The sequence below is a fragment of the Bradyrhizobium sp. CCBAU 45321 genome (assembly GCF_028128975.1).
Taxonomy (GTDB): domain Bacteria; phylum Pseudomonadota; class Alphaproteobacteria; order Rhizobiales; family Xanthobacteraceae; genus Bradyrhizobium; species Bradyrhizobium yuanmingense.
On record NZ_LFKZ01000016.1, the window covers coordinates 296003 to 314066 of the forward strand.

An 18064-nucleotide genomic window follows, 5' to 3' on the forward strand; every position below is an offset into this window, starting at 1 on the left:
CCGGCGCAACGGCAAGCGCGAACGGAGCAGCACGATGAGCACAATCAAGCCGGCCCCGCCACCAGCACTGCCGCTCCGCTTCGCAACGCCGATCGGCGGCGTTGCCGGGACGAGCTTCAAGCCCGAGCACCTCCCGGCAATCCTCGAGGCAAAGAATCGGCGGGGCTTCTTCGAGGTCCACGCCGAGAACTACATGGGCGCCGGCGGGCCGCCGCATCGCGCACTGGAGGCGATCCGCCGCGATCATCCGCTCTCGCTGCACGGCGTCTGCATGTCGATCGGCGGGCCCCGGCCGCTCGACAAGGCGCATCTGGCGCGCTTCCGCGGCCTGGTCGCGCGCTATCAGCCGGCCCTGGTCTCCGAGCATCTCGCCTGGTCGACGCACGAGACCAGCTTCTTCAACGATCTGTTGCCCCTGCCCTATACCGCGGCGACGCTGGCTTGCGTCTGCGATCACATCGATCAGGTTCAGGAGGCGATCCGGCGACCGCTGCTGTTGGAAAACCCGTCGACCTATCTCGCCTTCCACGAATCCTCCATGCGCGAGACCGAATTCATCCGCGCCGTTGCGGAGCGCACCGGCTGCGGCCTGCTGCTCGACGTCAACAACGTGTTCGTCTCCGCGGCCAACCATGGATATTCGGCGCTCGACTACCTCGCTGATTTCCCGCTGTCGCGCGTCGAGGAAATTCATCTCGCCGGGCATGCGGAGCAGGCCGACGACGAAGGTGACCTGCTGTTGATCGACAGCCATGACGGCCCGGTGACCGATGCCGTCTGGAAGCTCTACGAGATCGTGATCCGCCGCCGCGGGTCGGTGCCGACGCTGATCGAATGGGACAGCAAGATTCCGGACTGGCCGGTGCTGCAAGCGGAAGCTGCTGCCGCCCAGGCGATCCTCGACCGCCATCAGTCCGCCGTGCCGGCAGGAGAGCGTCATGCCGCCTGAACCAGGTCTGTGCTTTGCCGCATCGTTCGCGCCGGCGCTGCTGGCTCCGGCGCGCAGCACGCCTGAGCTCGTGACCGGCCCGAACGGCAAGGCCGCCGGCCGGCGCTACGACGTCTACCGCAACAACGTCACGGTCAGCCTGATCGACGCGCTCGCCGCGATCTATCCGGCGGTGCAGCGCATCACCGGCATAGACTTCTTCCGCGCGATGGCGCGCTTGCATGTGCGCAGCAAGCCGCCGACATCGCCGCTGCTGTTCGAATACGGCCGCGATTTCCCGGAGTTCATCGAAGCTTACGAGCATGCGCAAGATATGCCCTGGCTCGCCGACGTCGCGCGTCTCGAGCGGGCCTGGCTCGATGCCTATCACGCCGCCGACGCCGTCCCGCTGTCGCCGGCCCGGCTCTCGGCGGTGACACCCGACCGCCTGGCTGATCTGGTTTTCATTCCGCACCCGGCCGCGCGATGCCTGCGTTCGGACTATGCTGCCGTGACGATCTTTACGGCTAACCGCGACGACGCACCGGTCATGCGGATCGACGCCTCGACGCCGGAAGATGCCCTGATCACGCGAGGCGAATTCGACGTCGCCGTGCGCCGCCTTCCACCCGGCGGCGCGGTCTTCGCCCACCATCTCATGTCGGGCCGCCCGCTCGGCGAAGCCGCGGCGGCGGCGCTGGAGGCGGCGAGCGAATTCGACATCGCCGCGAACATTGCCGGGCTGATCGAAGCCGGTGCCTTCACCTCGCCCTGTTGCGGCGACCCATCATGATCACGGAGCAACCCATGACGCCCGCCAGCGGCCTGCCGTCGCCCGGAGCAATCGTCGACAGAGCCAATCATCTGGTGCAGGCGCTCGCGGTGCCATCGCTGGTCCAGCTGGTGCTGCGCCTCGCGCTCGCCGTGCCGTTCTGGCGCTCGGGCCTGCTCAAATGGGACGGCTTCCTCAGGCTCAACGACACGGCAGTAACGCTGTTCAGCGACGAATTCATGCTGCATCTGCCCGGCGGTCCCTATCACTTTCCGGCCCCGACGGTGATGGCCTTTCTCTCGGGCTCCGGCGAGATCATGTTGCCGATCCTGCTGGTGCTGGGGCTGGGCACGCGGTTCGCAGCGCTCGGATTGCTGATGATGACAGTGATCGTCGAGCTCACGGTGCCCGACGGCTGGCCGATCCATCTCACCTGGGCGGCGATGGCGCTTGCCCTCATGGCTTACGGGCCGGGGCACATCTCGCTCGATCATCTGATCTGTCGCATCCGTAGCCCGGATGGAGCGCAGCGCAATCCGGGGCAGGTTGCACGGTGAGGCATCGGTCCCGGATTACGCTTGCGCTCCATCCGGGCTACAAAAGAGCACTTACATCCCGCTCAAGCCGCTATCGACCGCGAGTGTTTGTGCGGTGACGTAGACGCTTTCGTCGGAGAGGAAGAACAGCACGGCATAGGCGATCTCCCAGGCCGTCGCCTGACGGCCAAAGGGGATGTGGCCCTTGCCACGGCTGGGGCGCCCGGCGCCGGCTTCGCGGCCGTTGGGGGTGTCGACGAGGCCGGGATAGACGAGGTTGGCGCGGATGCCGCGGCGCGCTCCGAGATGGGCGATGTTGCGCATCAGGCCGCCGAGCGCGGCTTTCGAGGAATCGTACACCGCCATCTGCGAGCCCGCCTTCAGCGCCGCGATGGAGGAGATGAAGACGATGGCGCCGCCATCGTCGAACCTGGGCATCGCGGCGCGACAGCACAGCATGGGGCCGCGGACATTGACGTCGTAGATCTTGTTCCACTCCTCGGGGCTGACGGCATCGAGCCCGACCTTGCCGAAGGTGCCGATGTTCAGCACCATGCCGTCGAGCCCGCCCATGGCGCGGTGCGCCTCGTCGATCATGCGGACGACGTCGGCCTCTGAGGTGACGTCGGCCGCGATGGCAAAACCCTCGCCGCCTTCATCCGTGATGCGCTTCACCGTCTCTTCGGCGGAGCTGCGGTTGAGATCGGCGACCGCGACCTTGGCGCCCTCGCGGGCGCACAGGATGCTCATGGCACGGCCGTTGCCGATTGGATCGCTCGCTGCGTCGAACACGCGTTGGCCGCCGCCGACGATCAGGATGCGGCGCCCTTTGAGGCGCCCCCTGCCCGGCGCTTCGCCGGATGATTCCGCGCTGGGCGGACGGACATAGCGCTCCGGCTTGCCTTCGGTGTCCGCCATCTCAGCCGCCTGGCTTCTTGCCGCCGTCATAGACCTGCATGCCGGCCGCGGGATCGAGATCGGTTTCCGTTGCTTCGGTCAGGCGCGCCATCATCATGTAGAAGCCGAGCGCGACGATAGCCTCGACGATCTCCTGGTCGCTGAAATGCTTTCGCACGGCCGCGAAAGTCGCTTCCGCCACGCGGACGTTCTCGACCACCTCGCGGCCAAATTTCAGCAGCGCGCGCTCGGCCTCGCTCAGGCCGGCAGCGTCGTAGTGCTTGCGCTCGACCGCATCGATCTGCGCTTGCGTGCAGCCGACGCCGAGCGCGATCGGCACGTGCTGGCGCCATTCATAGGCGCCGCCTTCGAGCTGGGCGGATTGGAGGATCAGAAGCTCGCGGTTGACCGCGCTGAGCTTCTGCTTGTGCAGGATGGAATTGCCGAGCCGCATCGCCGGAATCATGTTGGCCTCGGCGTGGGCCATCATGCGGAAGATGTTGAGCTTGACCGGCATGCGGTCGAACGAGGCGCGGATATCGCCGCTCGTCGTCTCCGGATCAATCAGGGGCAGCCTTGCCACGCATTTCTCCCTTGGTCTTTCGTTTCTTGTTGTCGGCGTCACCGTCTGCCGCGATCAGCGACAGGAAGAAGGCAAGGTAGCGGTCGATCGCCTCGATCACCTTCGGCCGCGGCGACGGCACCGCGCCCATCACGTAATGCTCGAGGCGGATGTAGATCAGACCGGCGGCGAACAGCCGCGCGGTCTCGCGCGGGTCGGGTGTCGAGATCAGGCCGGCGAGCGCGAAGCCGCGGAAATAATCCGTCATCAGCCTCTGCTCGCGCGCGTAGAAATGATCGGCGAACTTGGCGCGGATGCCGGGCACGCGGTTGCGCTCGGCGGTGATGACCTTCTGGAACTGGTGCTCGCGCGGATCGGACCATTGCTCGACGAGGTCGAGCGCGAACTGCCGGCAGAACTCCGCCGGCTGCCGCGCCAGCTGCTTGTAGCGCGGCTCCTCCAGCCGGCTCGCCGAGCTGGCCGGACCGTGCTCGCTGACGATCGCCTCGAGGATCGCGGCCTTGCCGGAGAAATGGTTGTAGAGGCTGCTCTCGCGGATGCCGACGCGGCGCGCGAGCTCGCGCATCGACGCGCCGCCATAGCCGCTCTGCGCGAACAAATTGAGCGCTTCGGTGAGGATGCGCTCGCGCGTCGTGGGCGCAGCGGCTGCCGCCGCGCTGGAGGTATGGACAGCCATGATACTTGACTAACGAACGATCGTTCGCTAGTCAACCGCACGAACGATCGTTCGTTTCAACTCCGCTCGATAAGCGGAGAGCAATTGGGGGAAGAACGCCATGGCAAGCCACGCTCGCCTTTTGCCCGCGCAAACCATCGCAGCGCTTCGCATCGTCACATCATTGCTGCTGATCCTGTCTGCGGCGGCGTCCGCCCGCGCCGAGGATGCTGCCGCCTACCCCACCCGCAAGATCAGGATGCTGTTGCCCTATGCGGCCGGCGGCGGTGGCGACGTGGTCGGCCGGCTGCTTGCGGAGAGGATGGGCAAGACGCTCGGGCAGAGCATCTATATCGAGAACCACACCGGCGCCGCCGGCACGATCGGCACGCAGATGGTCGCGACTTCCGCGAATGACGGCTACACCATCACCGTCGGCGGCATGACCACGCATGTGCTGGCGCCCGCGATCTATCCAAAACTGCCCTACGATCCGATCAAGAATTTCACGACCATCGGGCGCGTCGGCGTCTCCGCCATCATGCTGGTGGCCACCAAGGACTTTGCCGCCAATGACATCAAGGATCTGGTCGCGCTGGCCAAGAAGGGCGAGCCGATCCAATACGGCAGCTGGGGCGTCGGCTCGACCGGGCAATTCTGCGCGGAAATCCTGATGCAGCAGACCGGCATCAGGATGGACCACGTGCCGTTCAACGGCATCGCAAAGCTGGCCGGCGATTTGCTCGGCCGCCACATTTCGCTCGCGACGCTCGACGTCGCCACCGCAACGCCGCTGGTGAAGGAGGGCTCGATCAAGGCGCTGGCCGCCTGCGGCGAGCGGTCGCCGAGCCTGACTGACGTCGCCAGCTACAAGGAGCAGGGCGTCGCGTTCGACCGCAGCCTCTCCTGGGCGATGTATGCGCCCGCCGGCGTGGCGCCGCCGATCGCGCAGAAGCTGTCGGCGGCGCTGAAGGAGGCCCTTGGCGATGACGTCGTGAAGCAGAAGCTGCTGGCGCTCGGCATCACGCCGCAATTCGTGCCCGGCGAGGAGCAACGCGACATCAACGCGCGCGACATCACGGCCTGGAAGCAGGTTGCCAAGGACGCGGGCATCGAGGTCAAGTGATCGACGTGACGAGGGGAGCGCGGGCATGAGCCGCATCTTCGGCGCGGTGCGCCAGAACGGATATGTGGTGCGGGACATCCACGCCGCGATGAAGCACTGGATCGAGGTGATGGGCGTCGGGCCCTGGTACTACATGGACCGGGTCAAGACCGACTGGTTCCGCCATCGCGGCCGGGATTCGGCCGTCGAGATGAGCATTGCGCTGGCGAATTCCGGCGATCTCCAGATCGAGCTGATCCAGCAGCGCAACGACGCGCCCTCGCTCTACAAGGAATTTCTCGATGCCGGGCACGAAGGCCTCCAGCATATGTCGTACTGGAGCCACGACTATCAGGCGCTCTACGACAAGGCGCTCGGGCTCGGCTACAGGCTCGGCCATGAGGGCCAGATCGGCGGCGAGAAGGGACGCTTTGCCTATTTCGACACGCAGGCGCATCCGGGCACGGTGATCGAGATCTCCGATATCAGCGGCACCAAGGGACCGTTCTTCGAAAAGGTGCGGCAGGCCGCGATGAACTGGGACGGCACGCGGCCGATCCGCGAGGTCGGCGGCGGGAGATCGTAGAACCGATTGCCCGCAATGTACGCCGTTGCTGGCTCTTGCGGGAAACCATGGTAACGTGGCCTCGTGTCCGAACCTTCAGCGAGGCTAGCATGCCCGACACTGACAAGGTCTTCGCCGGCTCGATTCCGAAAATCTACGACGAGTATCTGGTCCCGATGATCTTCGCCGTCTATGCGGAGGACATCGCAAGGCGCGTTGCCGCACGCTCTCCCGCTGTATTGCTCGAGATCGCAGCGGGCACCGGTGCGGTGACGCGGGCCGTGGCGGCGGCGCTGCCGCGCGGCGTTCGATACCTTGCAACGGACCTCAACGAACCGATGCTCGCGGTCGCAGCGCAGCGCCAGGCGAATGACGATCGCATCACCTGGCGTCAGGCGGACGCAATGGCCCTGCCCTTCGGCGACGCCGAGTTCGACGTGGTCTGCTGCCAGTTCGGCGCGATGTTCTTTCCGAACCGCATCAAGGCCTATGGCGAGGTCAGGCGCGTCCTGAAGCCGGACGGCACGTTCGTGTTCAACGTTTGGGATCGCATCGAGGAGAATGCACTCACGCATGAAGCAACGGTCGCGCTCGAGAAGCTGTTTCCCAATGATCCGCCGCGTTTCATGGTCCGGACGCCGCACGGCTATCACGACAAGGCCGTCATCAGGAGCGATCTCGAACGAGCTGGCTTCCGCGACATCTCGATCGAAACCCGATCCGAAATCAGCCGCGCGCCTTCAGCCGAAGATGTCGCCATTGCGCTCTGCCAGGGCACGCCACTGCGCAGCGAGATCGAGGCACGGGATGCCGGCAAGCTTCAGGCTGCGACCGATACTGTTGCGGAGGCAATCCGGGCCCGCCATGGATCCGGTCCGGTGGAGGGCAAGATCCAGGCGATCGTGATCGAGGCCCGCCCGTAGCAGGGGCGTTTGGCCGAGGCGGCGCGTCCTTTACCAGAAGCCGCGCTGGAACGGCTGCGCCGGCTGATAGTACTGATACTGGCTGCGCCGGCGCGGGTTGGCCGGCTGGACGTAGGGATCGCGGTAGAAGAAGCCGAAGCCGTTGTCCCAGCCGTCGTCGCTGGCGACCATGGCGGGCGCGGTCGGCTTGCGCGTGATGAAGCCGCCTTGCGGCTCGTTGCTCAGCACCGCGACGAACTCGGTCCGGTAATTGGTCTCGCTGCTCAGCGGCTCGTCCGAGATGACGATCGAGGAACGCGGCAACGCGGTCGGCCCGATGCGGTCCCATACGTCCTGCGGGATGGTGATGCGGTCGAGCGCGTTGCGGGCCTCATCGCCGTTCTCGATCGTGACAACGCTCCAGCGCAGCCCCGTCGCGGTCTTCGCCATCGCCGTGAAGATATGCGTGCCGATCGGCTGCTCGGGATTGCGGATCGTGACGGGGACCTCGATGCTGGTGTCGAAGACCTCGCCGCCGCCGTCGGGCGCCGGCTTGTGCGTGTTCCGCCGCACATAGAGCTTCTGCGTCGCCCGGCTGATGTAGACAGAGACCGGCTCGCCCGCGAGCTTCGCGTCGGTCGCCGCCTTCACGGCCTCGGTCTTTCTGGCCGCAGCGGTCTTCGCGGCTTCCTTGGTCGCAGCCACCGCATCGCGCTTCGGCTGCGCGGCGGCCCTGGCGGCCTCGAGCTGCGTCGTCGCGTCGGCAGCCTTGGTTGCTGCCTTCTGCTTCAGCTCCTCGGCCTTGGCGCGGGCCTGATCCGTCTTGGCATTTGCGAGCATTTTGTCGGCGAAGGCGAGCTCGGCATCGGCGCGGGTCTTCTGCTGTTCCAGCTTGCGCAGCGCGGCCGGCAGCGCGGAGGCCTCCTTCGCGGCGACGGACGCAGCCTTCTTGGCCTCGTCGGCCGCCCTTGTGGCTTCCTCCGCCTCGGCGGAGAGCTTGTCGGCCCGGCCGGGCACGGCCGCGATGGCCTCCGGCTTTGGCACGAACAGCGAGGGATGAGAGAATTCCGTCGGGACCGTGTCATGCGGCGAGACGATCACGCGCATCCCGATATAGGTCTTGTCGAACACATTCTCGGCGAAGCCGAACGGCATTCGCACACAGCCGTGCGAGGCGGCATAGCCGGGCAGCGGTCCGCCATGCAGGGCGATGCCGTTCCAGGTAATGCGCTGCATGTGCGGCATCCAGGCATCGTCATAAAGGCTCGAGCGATGCTCCCGGTTCTTCTCGAGGATGGCAAAGACGCCGGCCGGCGTCTCGCGTCCGGTGGTGCCGGTCGATACCGGCGCGCGCACGATCCAGCCATCGGCATCGTAGAACGTGACCTGCTGGCTCTTGATCGACACGATCGCCATGACCGGATCGCCGGCCGCCCGCGGCGCGACTGCCTCAGCCACCTGGCGCTGCTGCTTAGCCGCAATCGCCGGGGTGGCCGCCGCAAGGGTCGCCGCCGCCACGAGCGCCATGATTCCGGCAGGCCCCCGGCGCCCCACCGCCCTGATGGATTGCGCCGTCGTCGATCGGTTTTTCATGCCATCCTCGGTCGAGCTGCCAGTCGGCTGGTATCGCTCACGTGTCAGATTGGAATCGTTGCATTAAGAAATTGCAGTCGCCTTACGTTCCCTCTGTGGCGAGATTCGGCACGTTGCGGCGACAAATCTCTCATATACGACGCCTTGCGCAGGCGGAAGGCGGCCGTCAGCCGGGCTGGCCCGAAGCTGGTCTCGGCCACTGCGGCAGAATGTCCGGGAGAGCCGCCGGAGACGCGCCCACGGAAGCGCGACTAGACGCCCAACGCCTTGCGGTTCAACGTTCGCAGCACACGCAGCGACAAGGTGCGCACGTTCGCAACATTCAGCAGCCAGGCCGCGGCGGCATAGGCAAGGCCGCCGGCGAGGCTAACGATGACGAGCGGCACGAGGCCGGTGCCGCCCACTTGCGCCCGCGCAATCAGGATCGCGGCGGCCATCGCGGCCGCGGAGGCAGCGACGCCAGCGAGGCGATTGAGCTCGAACGGGACCGGATGGGCCCGATACATCAGGACGAGTGCGACGAGGAAGCCGATCGCCTCGGTCGCCAAGGTCGCCAGCGCCGCGCCGTAAAGGCCGTAGCCGCCGATCAGCGCGAACATCAGGATCACGCTGATCACCAGCGTGAGGAAAGATTGCGCCGCCAGCATGAACGGCCGCTCGGCGAGCTGGAAGCTGATCTGCACGTAGAACTGATTGGCGATGCCGAAAAGCCGCGCAAGCACCAGCGTCGGTAACAGGGCCGAGACGCCGGCGCGGAAGTCGATCCCGACGAGCGTTCCGGCCACCTGGTCCGCCGCGAGCGCAAGCCAGACCGCAACGGGCGCCACCACGACGAGCAGCAGCTCGAGGCTTTCCGTCAGCCGCTCCCGCGTCGTCTCGCCGTTGGTCTCAGACAATGACCGGAACACCAGCGGCACGGTCGCCGCGGCGACGCTGGATGCGATCATCACCATGAACTGGCGCGGCAGATCGGCGGCAACGCCGAAGATGCCGGCAGCATCCTTGCCGAGCAGATAAGCGACAATGAGGCGGTCGCAGGCCGAATAGACCGCCACGGACAATCCCGCCAGCGTCAGCGGCAGGCCGTAGCGCGCCAGCTGCATGAACTGGCCGCGCTGGAAGCGCGCGATCCCGGTGCGGTCGCCGACGAGGTTCAGGATGATGCCGGCGAGCGACCCCAGGCCGAATGCGGCGAGCAGCCCCAATCCACCCCAGCCGAGCCAGATTCCGACAAGACCGAAGCCGACGCTGGAGACGCTGCGCACGATCGAGATCGCCGCGAAGCGGTAGGGGCGCAATTTGGCGCGCTCGAACTCCTGGCCGACATCGACTGCATTGGCCATGATCGCGACGAACATGCTGGCGAGCAGCAGCTCGACGCTGACGTCGCTGCGGAACAGGACGACCAGCGGAGTGGTGGCGCAGAGCACGGCGGCCGTGAGCGCGAACGCCACGATCGCCGTGCCGCGAAAATCGACGTCCGCCGACATCGCCTGATAGCGCGACACCGACAGCTTGATCCAGGCGAAGAAGATCGCGCCCAGAATCCCGGCAAGGCTGATGCCGACGACATAGACGCCGTACTCCGCCGGGCTCAAGAGCCGCGTATAGGCCGTGACGGCGAAGAAGCCCACCGCCGCAGGCAGGATGTAGGCGACGAGATAGATCGAGAAATGGCGGTTCAGCATGCGAGCACGGGACCGTGGGCAGCCATCAGGATTAACGGGTCGTTAAGACGATTGGGCGCGACAATCGGGCTCGCCGCTGGCATTGCCAAGGATAGGTCAAGGATAGCCGGATAACCCTGCAAATCGGATCGCAAATGGAGCGAGCGCGCGGTTATCGCGCGTTAGCGTTAAATTTGCCCTGTTCTTGAAGGAGCGGGCGCGATCACAGAAAAGAAGTATTGATAGCGAAACGTCGCCCGACTCCTCCGACGCACTGATGTGACTGACATGGACGTTGTCGAACGAACACGGGCGAGATCGACCTCCCTCCCGCGTCGAACCGCCACTGCTCCCGCGGTTCCGGCGTATCCCGGCGCGAAAGGTCGCGACAGGATGGTTCTCAACCTCTTCTTCGAGGAACGAGACGACCGCTGGTTTCCCGGCGACCGTCACCTTCGGCCGCTGCTGCGCCGGTTGTTGATGGGCAAGTCCTTCATCAGCGGACAGCGGCGCGTTCTGCTCAATCTGTGCGCAGGCCTTGATCGGCTCGGCATTCGCTACCGCGTCAACGATTATCGCTACATTCGGAAGCATCCGGAGGAACTGGCCTGCATCATAGGCCGGCCGTTCGTGCTCGATTGGTTCAAGTGGAAGAATCCGCTGCTGCTTGGCGTCGCCATGTATGACCATCCGATCGACGCACCGGAAACTCTGAACGACCTCGACGTGAGGCGGGTGCTGTTGCCCTGCGCCTGGTATGCCGACATGTTTCGTCCGCACTGGCCCCATGTCGGTGCCTGGCCCGTCGGCATCGAGACGGATCTGTGGATCCCCACGCCGGCTGCGCAGAAGAAGGTCGACGTGCTGCTCTACGACAAGGTGCGCTGGGATTACGACCGGTACCAGCCGGAGCTGATCGAGCCGATCCGAAAGCTTCTCGAAGCCAGCGGCCGCACGGTCGAAACGATCCGCTACGGCCACTACAAAGAAGAGGATTACAAGACCGCGCTGGCTCGCTGCCGCAGCATGATCTTCCTCTGCGAGCACGAGAGCCAGGGCATCGCCTGCCAGCAAGCACTGTCGAGCGGCGTGCCCGTCTTCGCCTGGGATCGCGGCGGCCCCTGGCAGGATCCGAAATATTTCCCGGACAAGGTGCGATACGAGGGCAACGTGTCCTCGGTGCCCTATTTCGACGCGCGCTGCGGCATGACCTTCACTGATGCGGGCAGCTTCGCGGCGGGCTGGGGCCGTTTCTGGTCGCAGGTCGACGCAGGAGGCTTCGCGCCGCGCGATTATGTGCTGGACCACCTGACGCTCGAGAAGGGCGCGCTTCACTATTACGAAATCGCGGAAGCCGCGATGCAGCGGCACGCGTGACCGGGCTCGACCGACGCGAATTCCTGCTCGGCTGTACCGCCACGCTTGCGGCAGGCGCATCGGCGTCCGCGGTGCCGGCCTCGAAACGCGCCCAACGCCGCCCGGGCTACGGCGCAGCCGCCACGCTCTGGGACCTGCAAGCCGATCCGCGGCTCGGCGAGGCCATCAGCACCTATTGCACGCAGGTGGTGCCGGTGCTCGAGCTGAAATGGCCGATGCTGCGGCCGGACGCCCATACGTTCGCCTTCGAGCGCGCCGACGCGATCCTGGATTTCGCGCGCGACAACGATCTGACCATGCGCGGCCACGCACTCGCCTGGTATCACGACATTCCGGACTGGACCAAGCAGATCAAGGGCAGCAAGGGCGTCGAACGCGCGTATCTCGACCACATCGGCACCGTCGTTTCCTACTACAAGGACAAGCTGACGTCGTGGGATGTCGTCAACGAGCCGATCCCCGACAATCCGCGCAGCCCGAAGGACCGGCGCGACACCTTCTGGACGCAACATCTCGGCGATCGCTGGATTCCGCTGGCGTTCCGCACGGCGGCCGCGGCCGACCCCTTCGTCAAGCTCGCGATCAACGAATATGACATCGAATCGGCGAAAGATTCCTTCATCGCCAAGCGGGCCGCCTACCGCACCCTCATCATGGACCTGCTCGATCAGGGCGTTCCGCTCCACGCCGTCGGGCTGCAGGCGCATCTTCACGCCGAGCTCGAGATCGACACGCACGGGCTCGCCGAGTTCGTCACCGAGCTGCGCTCCTGGGGGCTCGAGGTGCTCATCACCGAGCTCGACGTCGACGACCAGAAGCTGGCGGGCAGTCCTGCGGAGCGCGACGCCGTCGTCGCCAAGCGCGTCGACGACCTGCTGACGGCCGTTGCCGCGAGCGGCCCGGTGCGCTCGATCCTGACCTGGGGCATCTCGGACCGTTACAGCTGGATCAACGGCACCTTCGCCCGCAAGGACAAGCAGCCGAACCGTCCGCTGCCGCTCGACGGCGAGTTCAAGCCGAAGCCGTTCATGGACGTCATCAGCAAGTTCACGAAGGACGCTTAGAAATCAGCGCGTCTTCGGCGTCTCGAACGCGGCCACATCGCCGATGTGTTCGGGGGCCAGGCTCGGCGCGCGCCGTTCGCGCGAGGAGAGGCGGAACACGTCGCGGATGTCGGCGATCGACGTCGACGAATAGGACTGAATGCAAAGCGCGACCTGCTCGGGCGAGGCCGTGCGCATCATCGCTTCGATGGCCGGGCGGTCGAGCGGCGTGTCGTCCCAGTGCGAAACCGCGATGCTGTCTTCGGTGAGCCGATGTCGCGCCAGGTGTTCCGGCGAGGTCGCGACGAAGTTTCCGTAAAGCAGATACTCCGAAAACTTCTTCTTCCGGCACAGCGCCAGCGCCCAGCTCAGGCCGGTCGCCGACTTGATCGCGTCCGTCATCGCACGCGCAGTGTCCCTGTCCCACACCAGCGCGTTGCCGACATAATCGTCCGCCGGGAACGCGCGCTCCTTGATGCCGAGAAGCTGGTCGACGGTGCGCAGCCACAGGCCGTGCAACGGGTGGTCGGCGGCGATCGCTTTGCGCGTGACGAACAGCGGCGTCGTCTCGGCGCCGGCATAGCGGCCGACGTCGAATTCGCGGAAGAACAGATTGTCCGAATCCAGGATGCAGACGCGCTGCTCGGGCGCGTTGAGGACGCCGGCGACCTTCAGGATCTGCTGGATGTGCCAGCCGTGCACGGGCGAGGACAGCAGCGACAGCCAGACGCGCCGGCTGCCGAACTGGAGCGCCGGCGGCAGCGCGAACAGCCATTTTGGCAGATAGCGCGAGGCCGGAACGATGACCCGCTTGTCGGACGCGAAGCGCGCGAACAGCGGCACGTCCTCATCGTTAACGAGCACATAATGGCGCGTGTATCCTGACAGCCAGGTGTCGATGCTCTCGCTAAGCAGCGAAAAGCGTTCGATATCCTTGGCGTAGCTGGCAGTCAGCAGGGCAACGGAATGCATGGAGCACGCTCAAATGGCCATCAGACCCGCACTGATAGCGGCAATGCGAGATGCCGGAAACTCACGATCGAAATCAAGGTAAAGCGAAACGAAGTGTTAGCCATCCGACGGCAGCCCCTGCTCCAGCTCGCGAAAGCGGAGCGGTGCCAGGGCTGAGGCGCGCTGCCACCAGTCGGCGACGCGGTCGTCGAGGGCGGTCACGCCGCGGCCCCGGCCGGGGAAGATCCGGATCTGCTGGATCGCCTCTGCCTCGAATACCCTGGCCCTCCGCGTGATCTTGAGGGCGGCGCCTTCGCGGTCGCGCTGGGTCAGCGGCACCAGAAGACGGCCGCGCGGACGGAGCGACCGCAGCCAGAGCGGGTGCGGGTGCGGGAAGCCGGCGTGGACGATGATCACATCGGCGGGCTCGCCCACGTCCTTGCATCCATCGCCGTGGACGACCGTGACATTGCCATAGCCGCGCAAATAGCTCGACGCCCGGGCGGCGAGCCGCTCGTCGCATTCGATCGCATGGACGCGGCCCTTCTTGCCGACCATCATCGACAGCACCGCCGAGAAATAGCCGAGGCCGCAGCCGATCTGCACGACACGGTCTGCCCGCTTGACGTCGAGAATGTCGATCAAATGCGCCCACAGGCTCGGCAGGCCGGTGTCGAGCTTGCGGCGTGCATCGATGGCGACCAGCACGTTGTCGTAGAGATGAACGGGATCGGCGTCGGGCGTCAGCCGGTAGCTGCGCGCTGCCTCGCCTTTGATGCGCCAGGGCCCCCTTGGCAGAAATTTCTCGCGCGGAACGGCGGCGAGCGCGGCGAGCAGACGCTTCGAGGCAATCCGCTCGCGCCTGGCGATCAACTCCACGTAGTGCGCCCGCGCGGCGGCAAGCTCGCTCATGTCACAGACCGGCCTGCTCGCGCACCGGCGCGTCCATGCCGAGTTCGTCGACGAGCTGCAACGCCTGCTTCAGGTCCGGCGTGTAAAAGCCCTCGCTGAATTTGCCGACGATCGGCATGAGCAAGAGTCTTGCGTCGTCGCGCTTGCCGGCCTGTTGCGACAGGCGCGCGAGGCCGAGGGCGGTGCGAAGCTCCCAGGACAGCGCACCCTGTTTGCGCGCGGTCTCCAGCGAAAGGCCGAACAGGTCCTCCGCCTCCTGTACCGACGCCGGGTCGCCACCCGCCAGCGTGATCTCGCCTTGCAGGCGATAGACCTCGGCGAGATAGAAGTGATCGCCGGTCCGCCTTGCAGTCGCAAGCGCACCATCCAGCGCGCGCAAGGCGGCGTCGCGCATCCCGACCTTGGCGTAGGTTTCCGCGAGCAGACAGCGGAACCAGCAGCCGGCGAGCCAGGAATCCATCGCCTCGTACTCGTCGAGGCCGAAGCGCATCTGGGCGAGCCCTTCGTCCGCTTCGCCGAGCTGAGCCAGCGCCCAGCCGCGCAGGATCGCCGCCTGCTGCTTCCAGTGCAGGAAATTGTGCTCGGTGGCAATGATCATGGCGCGGTTGGCGTAGTCGCGCGTGCCTTCGACGTCGCGCAAATGCTGGCGGAGATAGGCGCCGAACACCAGCGCGAAGGCGAGCGTGAAAGGATGACGGATCTTCTCGGCGTTCGCGATCGCCTGCTCGCTGTGCTGGCGCGCCGCGTCGGGCCGGCCGAGGAACCACAGGAGGTAACCGAGATAAGACAGCGAAACGACACCGGGATCGATGCCGTGCCGTTCCATCAGGTCGGAGTGCAGATCGGGGCTGAACAGGTTGATGCAGCGGTGCAAATGGTGCTGCGAGGCTGCGAAGCGGCCGCGATAGAGCATGGTCATCGCGATCGCGCGGTGCGCCTCGATCAGATAGCCGGTCTGCTGCGCCGGCTGCGTCCGCTCGTTCAGCCGCTCGCGCTTGGCAAACTTCAACAGCTCGACGCTGAGATCGTGCGCGCGGGTGAGATCGGCGCGGATGAAATGGCACACCCAGAGCCCGCGCGTCGCAGCGAAGACCTTTTCGTCGTCATCGAGCTGACGGCCGAGCTCCAGCGCGCGGATGTAGTTCTCCTCGACCTCCTGCACCGCGTAGCCCTTGGCGGCGATCAGCGCGTTGCCGAGCGCGATGCGCAGCTTGAGCTCCATCTCGTCGGCGCCCTGCATGCGCGCATTGGCCTGCACGACGTTAAGGCCGCGGCGCAGGTGGCCGATCGCCTCCAGATTGGCCCCTGTCTTGGCCGCCTGCTTGCCGGCCTTGAGCCAGAAGCTGGCGGCGCCCTCGCTCTGGCCGGATTCGGTCAAATGATGGGCGAGCAGCTCCGGTTCGCGCTCGGTCCTCTCCGGATACATCTCGGCGAGCACCTGGGCGATCCGCGCATGCAGCTTGCGCCGCTCGCTGTGCAACAGGCTCGCATGCGCGGCGTTCTGGATCATCACGTGCTTGAAGGAGTACAGCGCATCCGGCGGATGGCCGCGGCGCATGATCAGCCCGGCCTCCTGCAGATGACTGAGCGCCGCCTCGATCTGCTCGGCCGGCGTATTGGCGACGGCATGCAGCGTCTCGTAGGAGAACTCGCGGCCGATCGTGGCGCCGATCTGCGCGATGCGCTTGAAGGGTCCCATCCGATCGAGCCGCGCCATCAGCGAGTCGGTCAGGGTGGCCGGGATTGCGAGCTGCCGCCACGGTCCCGACAGCACGTAGCGCCCGTGCCGCTCGGTCAGCAGATTGGACTCCAGAACCGTCTTGGTCAGCTCTTCCAGGAACAGCGGCACGCCGTCGGTCTTGACGATGATCTCCTCGACAACCTCCTTGGGCAGCTCGCGTCCCGCGACGCGCTCGACCAGCGTCGTGCGCAACTGCCGGCTCAAGCGGTTCAGGACCAGGGTCGTGATGTGCGAATGCGCGTTCCAGCTCGGCTGGAATTCCGAGCGCGCGGTGATGATCGCCAGGATCGGCTGGTTCTGCACCCGATCGACCAGGAGGTCGACCACCTCGCGGGAGGTCGGGTCGATCCAATGCAAATCCTCGAACGCGATCACCAGCGGCATCTCGCGCGCAAGGCCGAGGAAATGGTTGACCAGCGCCACGACGGTCGAATCCTTCTGCTGCTGCGGCGACAGCTCGAGCGGCGGATAGCGGTCCTCGGTCGGTATCGACAGCAGCGCGGCAAACAGCGGGGTGACCTGCTCGACGTCGCCATGAGCGGCCGCGATCGCGTTCTCCAGGCTCGCCAACGACAGCGCGGACGAATCCTCGCGATCGAGACCGAGGGAGAATTTGAGCTGCGCGACGAAGGGATGGAACGCGGTGGAGGTGTAATAGGGCGAGCATTGCAGCGAGACCTGTCCATGGCGGTCGTCCGATATCCGCTCGAATATCTCCTGGATGATGCGCGACTTGCCGATGCCGGGCTCGCCGAACTTGACCACGACCTGGCCGTCGCCGTCCTTGACCTGCTGCCAGCGTCCCATCAAAAGCGCGATCTCCTCCTCGCGGTTGACGAGCGGTGTCAGCCGCGTACCCATCGCCGCAGCGAACCGGGTCTCCACCCGCGAGGCGCGCACCACGTGCCAGGCCTGGGCCTTCTCGGGGATTCCCTTCAAGTCGTGGACGCCGAGATTGCGGTAGTCGAACTTCCCCTTCAGCAGCGCCTGCGTCGAGGCCGAGATCACCACGCCGTTGGGCGGCGCCAGGCCTTGCAGGCGCGCGGCGAGATTGACGGTCTCGCCCACAGCGGAGTCGCGTTCTTCGGTGCCCTGCCCGACCAGATCGCCGACCACGACGAGCCCGGTCGCGATCCCGATGCGGACGGCGGGCGGATGGCTGAGCGCACCGCGCGACTCGACCGCGTGCGCCGTCGACAGCACCCGCACGATCTCGAGCCCGGCGCGCACCGCGCGCTCGGCATCGTCCTCATGTGCGGTCGGATAGCCGAAATAGACCAGGATACCGTCGCCGACAAAACGGGCGGCAAAGCCCTCGTATTGCTTGACGACCCGGACGCAGGTCTCGCGAAAATCCGCGATCATGTCGCGGACGTCCTCCGGATCGAACTGCGCGGACAGCGAGGTGGAATCCACCATGTCGCAGAACATCGTGGTGAGCTGGCGCCGTTCGGCTCCGACCTCCGCCCGGATTTGCGGACGCGGCGCCTCCGCCTCCGTGGTTTCCGCTTGAAACAGCGCCGCCATCGCCCGCTGCAGCCGCTTGCGATCGCCGAGCGGCAATCCGAGCTCGACCAGATCGGCTTCGGTGAGATCCGCGATGACGTCGAGATCGAGGCGGTGCTGCGCGAAAAGATCGGTGTAGTGCCCGAGGCCGATGCTTTCGAGCCAGTGCTTCAGCCCACCTTCCAAACTCGTGCTCGGCTCGTTCTCCAGCATCGCGATTCTGCCCGACCCTTACTCCGTCGAAGGGCTCGAGGGCCCCTCAACCACAGATTTTGGGGTCCAAACTTCACCTCGGACTGGACGCATTCCCCAACTTCTTGGAAGAATAACT

16 protein-coding genes are annotated in these 18064 nt (G+C 65.9%); 8 read left to right on the top strand and 8 right to left on the bottom strand.

Annotation, left to right across the window (positions count from 1 at the left end; genetic code table 11):
• Nucleotides 1–34: 34 nt before the first annotated feature.
• From bufB to ACM43_RS05600, 3 genes are read left to right on the top strand one after another with little or no spacing between them, the layout of a single operon-like run.
• Entirely contained in the window at nucleotides 35–949 is a 915-nt protein-coding gene (gene bufB, locus ACM43_RS05590) for an MNIO family bufferin maturase (RefSeq protein ID WP_271538720.1), read from the top strand.
• Nucleotides 939–1721, top strand: a complete 783-nt coding sequence (locus ACM43_RS05595; RefSeq protein WP_271538722.1) for an HvfC/BufC N-terminal domain-containing protein — start codon at nucleotides 939–941, stop codon at nucleotides 1719–1721. The genes bufB and ACM43_RS05595 overlap by 11 nt, the downstream gene beginning before the upstream one ends.
• A complete protein-coding gene (locus ACM43_RS05600; RefSeq protein WP_157285245.1) occupies nucleotides 1718–2257 on the top strand; it encodes a DoxX family protein in 540 nt (179 codons plus the stop codon). The genes ACM43_RS05595 and ACM43_RS05600 overlap by 4 nt, the downstream gene beginning before the upstream one ends.
• A 51-nt stretch (nucleotides 2258–2308) precedes the next feature.
• Here ACM43_RS05600 and ACM43_RS05605 read toward each other — a convergent pair whose 3' ends face one another.
• From ACM43_RS05605 to ACM43_RS05615, 3 genes are read right to left on the bottom strand one after another with little or no spacing between them, the layout of a single operon-like run.
• The gene (locus ACM43_RS05605) at nucleotides 2309–3154 is read right to left on the bottom strand and encodes an SDR family NAD(P)-dependent oxidoreductase (RefSeq protein WP_271538725.1); all 846 of its coding nucleotides are present in this window, start codon (nucleotides 3152–3154) and stop codon (nucleotides 2309–2311) included.
• Nucleotide 3155: 1 nt separating this feature from the next.
• On the bottom strand, nucleotides 3156–3716 hold the full coding sequence (locus ACM43_RS05610) for a carboxymuconolactone decarboxylase family protein (RefSeq protein WP_271538727.1): 561 nt from the start codon (nucleotides 3714–3716) through the stop codon (nucleotides 3156–3158).
• Complete coding sequence (locus ACM43_RS05615) at nucleotides 3694–4392, bottom strand: TetR/AcrR family transcriptional regulator (protein WP_271538729.1); 699 nt, start codon at nucleotides 4390–4392, stop codon at nucleotides 3694–3696. Before ACM43_RS05615 ends, ACM43_RS05610 begins: the two co-directional genes overlap by 23 nt.
• Nucleotides 4393–4492: 100 nt before the next feature.
• Here ACM43_RS05615 and ACM43_RS05620 point away from each other — a divergent pair, with 100 nt between their 5' ends.
• The 3 genes from ACM43_RS05620 (at nucleotide 4493) to ACM43_RS05630 (ending at nucleotide 6964) form a co-directional block, all read left to right on the top strand.
• On the top strand, nucleotides 4493–5497 hold the full coding sequence (locus ACM43_RS05620) for a Bug family tripartite tricarboxylate transporter substrate binding protein (RefSeq protein WP_271538731.1): 1005 nt from the start codon (nucleotides 4493–4495) through the stop codon (nucleotides 5495–5497).
• A gap of 25 nt (nucleotides 5498–5522) precedes the next feature.
• Nucleotides 5523–6062 carry a VOC family protein gene (locus ACM43_RS05625; protein WP_271538733.1) on the top strand — a complete coding sequence of 180 codons (540 nt, stop codon included), beginning with the start codon at nucleotides 5523–5525 and terminating at the stop codon, nucleotides 6060–6062.
• Between the two features lie 89 nt (nucleotides 6063–6151).
• Nucleotides 6152–6964, top strand: coding sequence for a class I SAM-dependent methyltransferase (locus tag ACM43_RS05630; RefSeq protein ID WP_271538735.1), 813 nt, complete (start codon nucleotides 6152–6154; stop codon nucleotides 6962–6964).
• Nucleotides 6965–6994: 30 nt separating this feature from the next.
• Here ACM43_RS05630 and ACM43_RS05635 read toward each other — a convergent pair whose 3' ends face one another.
• The gene (locus ACM43_RS05635) at nucleotides 6995–8536 is read right to left on the bottom strand and encodes a L,D-transpeptidase (protein WP_271538737.1); all 1542 of its coding nucleotides are present in this window, start codon (nucleotides 8534–8536) and stop codon (nucleotides 6995–6997) included.
• Between the two features lie 251 nt (nucleotides 8537–8787).
• Nucleotides 8788–10224, bottom strand: coding sequence for a lipopolysaccharide biosynthesis protein (locus ACM43_RS05640; RefSeq protein ID WP_271538739.1), 1437 nt, complete (start codon nucleotides 10222–10224; stop codon nucleotides 8788–8790).
• A gap of 267 nt (nucleotides 10225–10491) precedes the next feature.
• Between ACM43_RS05640 and ACM43_RS05645 the strand changes: the two genes are divergently transcribed.
• The gene (locus tag ACM43_RS05645; RefSeq protein WP_271538743.1) at nucleotides 10492–11580 is read left to right on the top strand and encodes a glycosyltransferase family 1 protein; all 1089 of its coding nucleotides are present in this window, start codon (nucleotides 10492–10494) and stop codon (nucleotides 11578–11580) included.
• Complete coding sequence (locus ACM43_RS05650) at nucleotides 11577–12644, top strand: endo-1,4-beta-xylanase (protein WP_271538745.1); 1068 nt, start codon at nucleotides 11577–11579, stop codon at nucleotides 12642–12644. Before ACM43_RS05645 ends, ACM43_RS05650 begins: the two co-directional genes overlap by 4 nt.
• 3 nt (nucleotides 12645–12647) lie before the next feature.
• Here ACM43_RS05650 and ACM43_RS05655 read toward each other — a convergent pair whose 3' ends face one another.
• The 3 genes from ACM43_RS05655 to ACM43_RS05665 all read right to left on the bottom strand — a co-directional run bounded on the left by ACM43_RS05655 (nucleotide 12648) and on the right by ACM43_RS05665 (nucleotide 17946).
• The gene (locus tag ACM43_RS05655; protein ID WP_271538746.1) at nucleotides 12648–13595 is read right to left on the bottom strand and encodes a DUF6492 family protein; all 948 of its coding nucleotides are present in this window, start codon (nucleotides 13593–13595) and stop codon (nucleotides 12648–12650) included.
• Between the two features lie 96 nt (nucleotides 13596–13691).
• Nucleotides 13692–14486, bottom strand: a complete 795-nt coding sequence (locus ACM43_RS05660; protein ID WP_271538748.1) for a protein-L-isoaspartate O-methyltransferase family protein — start codon at nucleotides 14484–14486, stop codon at nucleotides 13692–13694.
• Nucleotide 14487: 1 nt separating this feature from the next.
• Entirely contained in the window at nucleotides 14488–17946 is a 3459-nt protein-coding gene (locus ACM43_RS05665; RefSeq protein WP_271538750.1) for an ATP-binding protein, read from the bottom strand.
• Nucleotides 17947–18064 lie beyond the last annotated feature (118 nt).

Excerpts from the sequence above, each read along its gene's own strand:
- bufB (WP_271538720.1), top strand. The coding sequence starts at position 35 with ATGAGCACAATCAAGCCGGCCCCGCCACCAGCACTGCCGCTCCGCTTC.
- ACM43_RS05595 (WP_271538722.1), top strand. The coding sequence starts at position 939 with ATGCCGCCTGAACCAGGTCTGTGCTTTGCCGCATCGTTCGCGCCGGCG.
- ACM43_RS05600 (WP_157285245.1), top strand. The coding sequence starts at position 1,718 with ATGATCACGGAGCAACCCATGACGCCCGCCAGCGGCCTGCCGTCGCCC.
- ACM43_RS05605 (WP_271538725.1), bottom strand. The coding sequence starts at position 3,154 with ATGGCGGACACCGAAGGCAAGCCGGAGCGCTATGTCCGTCCGCCCAGC.
- ACM43_RS05615 (WP_271538729.1), bottom strand. The coding sequence starts at position 4,392 with ATGGCTGTCCATACCTCCAGCGCGGCGGCAGCCGCTGCGCCCACGACG.
- ACM43_RS05620 (WP_271538731.1), top strand. The coding sequence starts at position 4,493 with ATGGCAAGCCACGCTCGCCTTTTGCCCGCGCAAACCATCGCAGCGCTT.
- ACM43_RS05625 (WP_271538733.1), top strand. The coding sequence starts at position 5,523 with ATGAGCCGCATCTTCGGCGCGGTGCGCCAGAACGGATATGTGGTGCGG.
- ACM43_RS05630 (WP_271538735.1), top strand. The coding sequence starts at position 6,152 with ATGCCCGACACTGACAAGGTCTTCGCCGGCTCGATTCCGAAAATCTAC.
- ACM43_RS05635 (WP_271538737.1), bottom strand. The coding sequence starts at position 8,536 with ATGAAAAACCGATCGACGACGGCGCAATCCATCAGGGCGGTGGGGCGC.
- ACM43_RS05640 (WP_271538739.1), bottom strand. The coding sequence starts at position 10,224 with ATGCTGAACCGCCATTTCTCGATCTATCTCGTCGCCTACATCCTGCCT.
- ACM43_RS05645 (WP_271538743.1), top strand. The coding sequence starts at position 10,492 with ATGGACGTTGTCGAACGAACACGGGCGAGATCGACCTCCCTCCCGCGT.
- ACM43_RS05655 (WP_271538746.1), bottom strand. The coding sequence starts at position 13,595 with ATGCATTCCGTTGCCCTGCTGACTGCCAGCTACGCCAAGGATATCGAA.
- ACM43_RS05660 (WP_271538748.1), bottom strand. The coding sequence starts at position 14,486 with ATGAGCGAGCTTGCCGCCGCGCGGGCGCACTACGTGGAGTTGATCGCC.
- ACM43_RS05665 (WP_271538750.1), bottom strand. The coding sequence starts at position 17,946 with ATGCTGGAGAACGAGCCGAGCACGAGTTTGGAAGGTGGGCTGAAGCAC.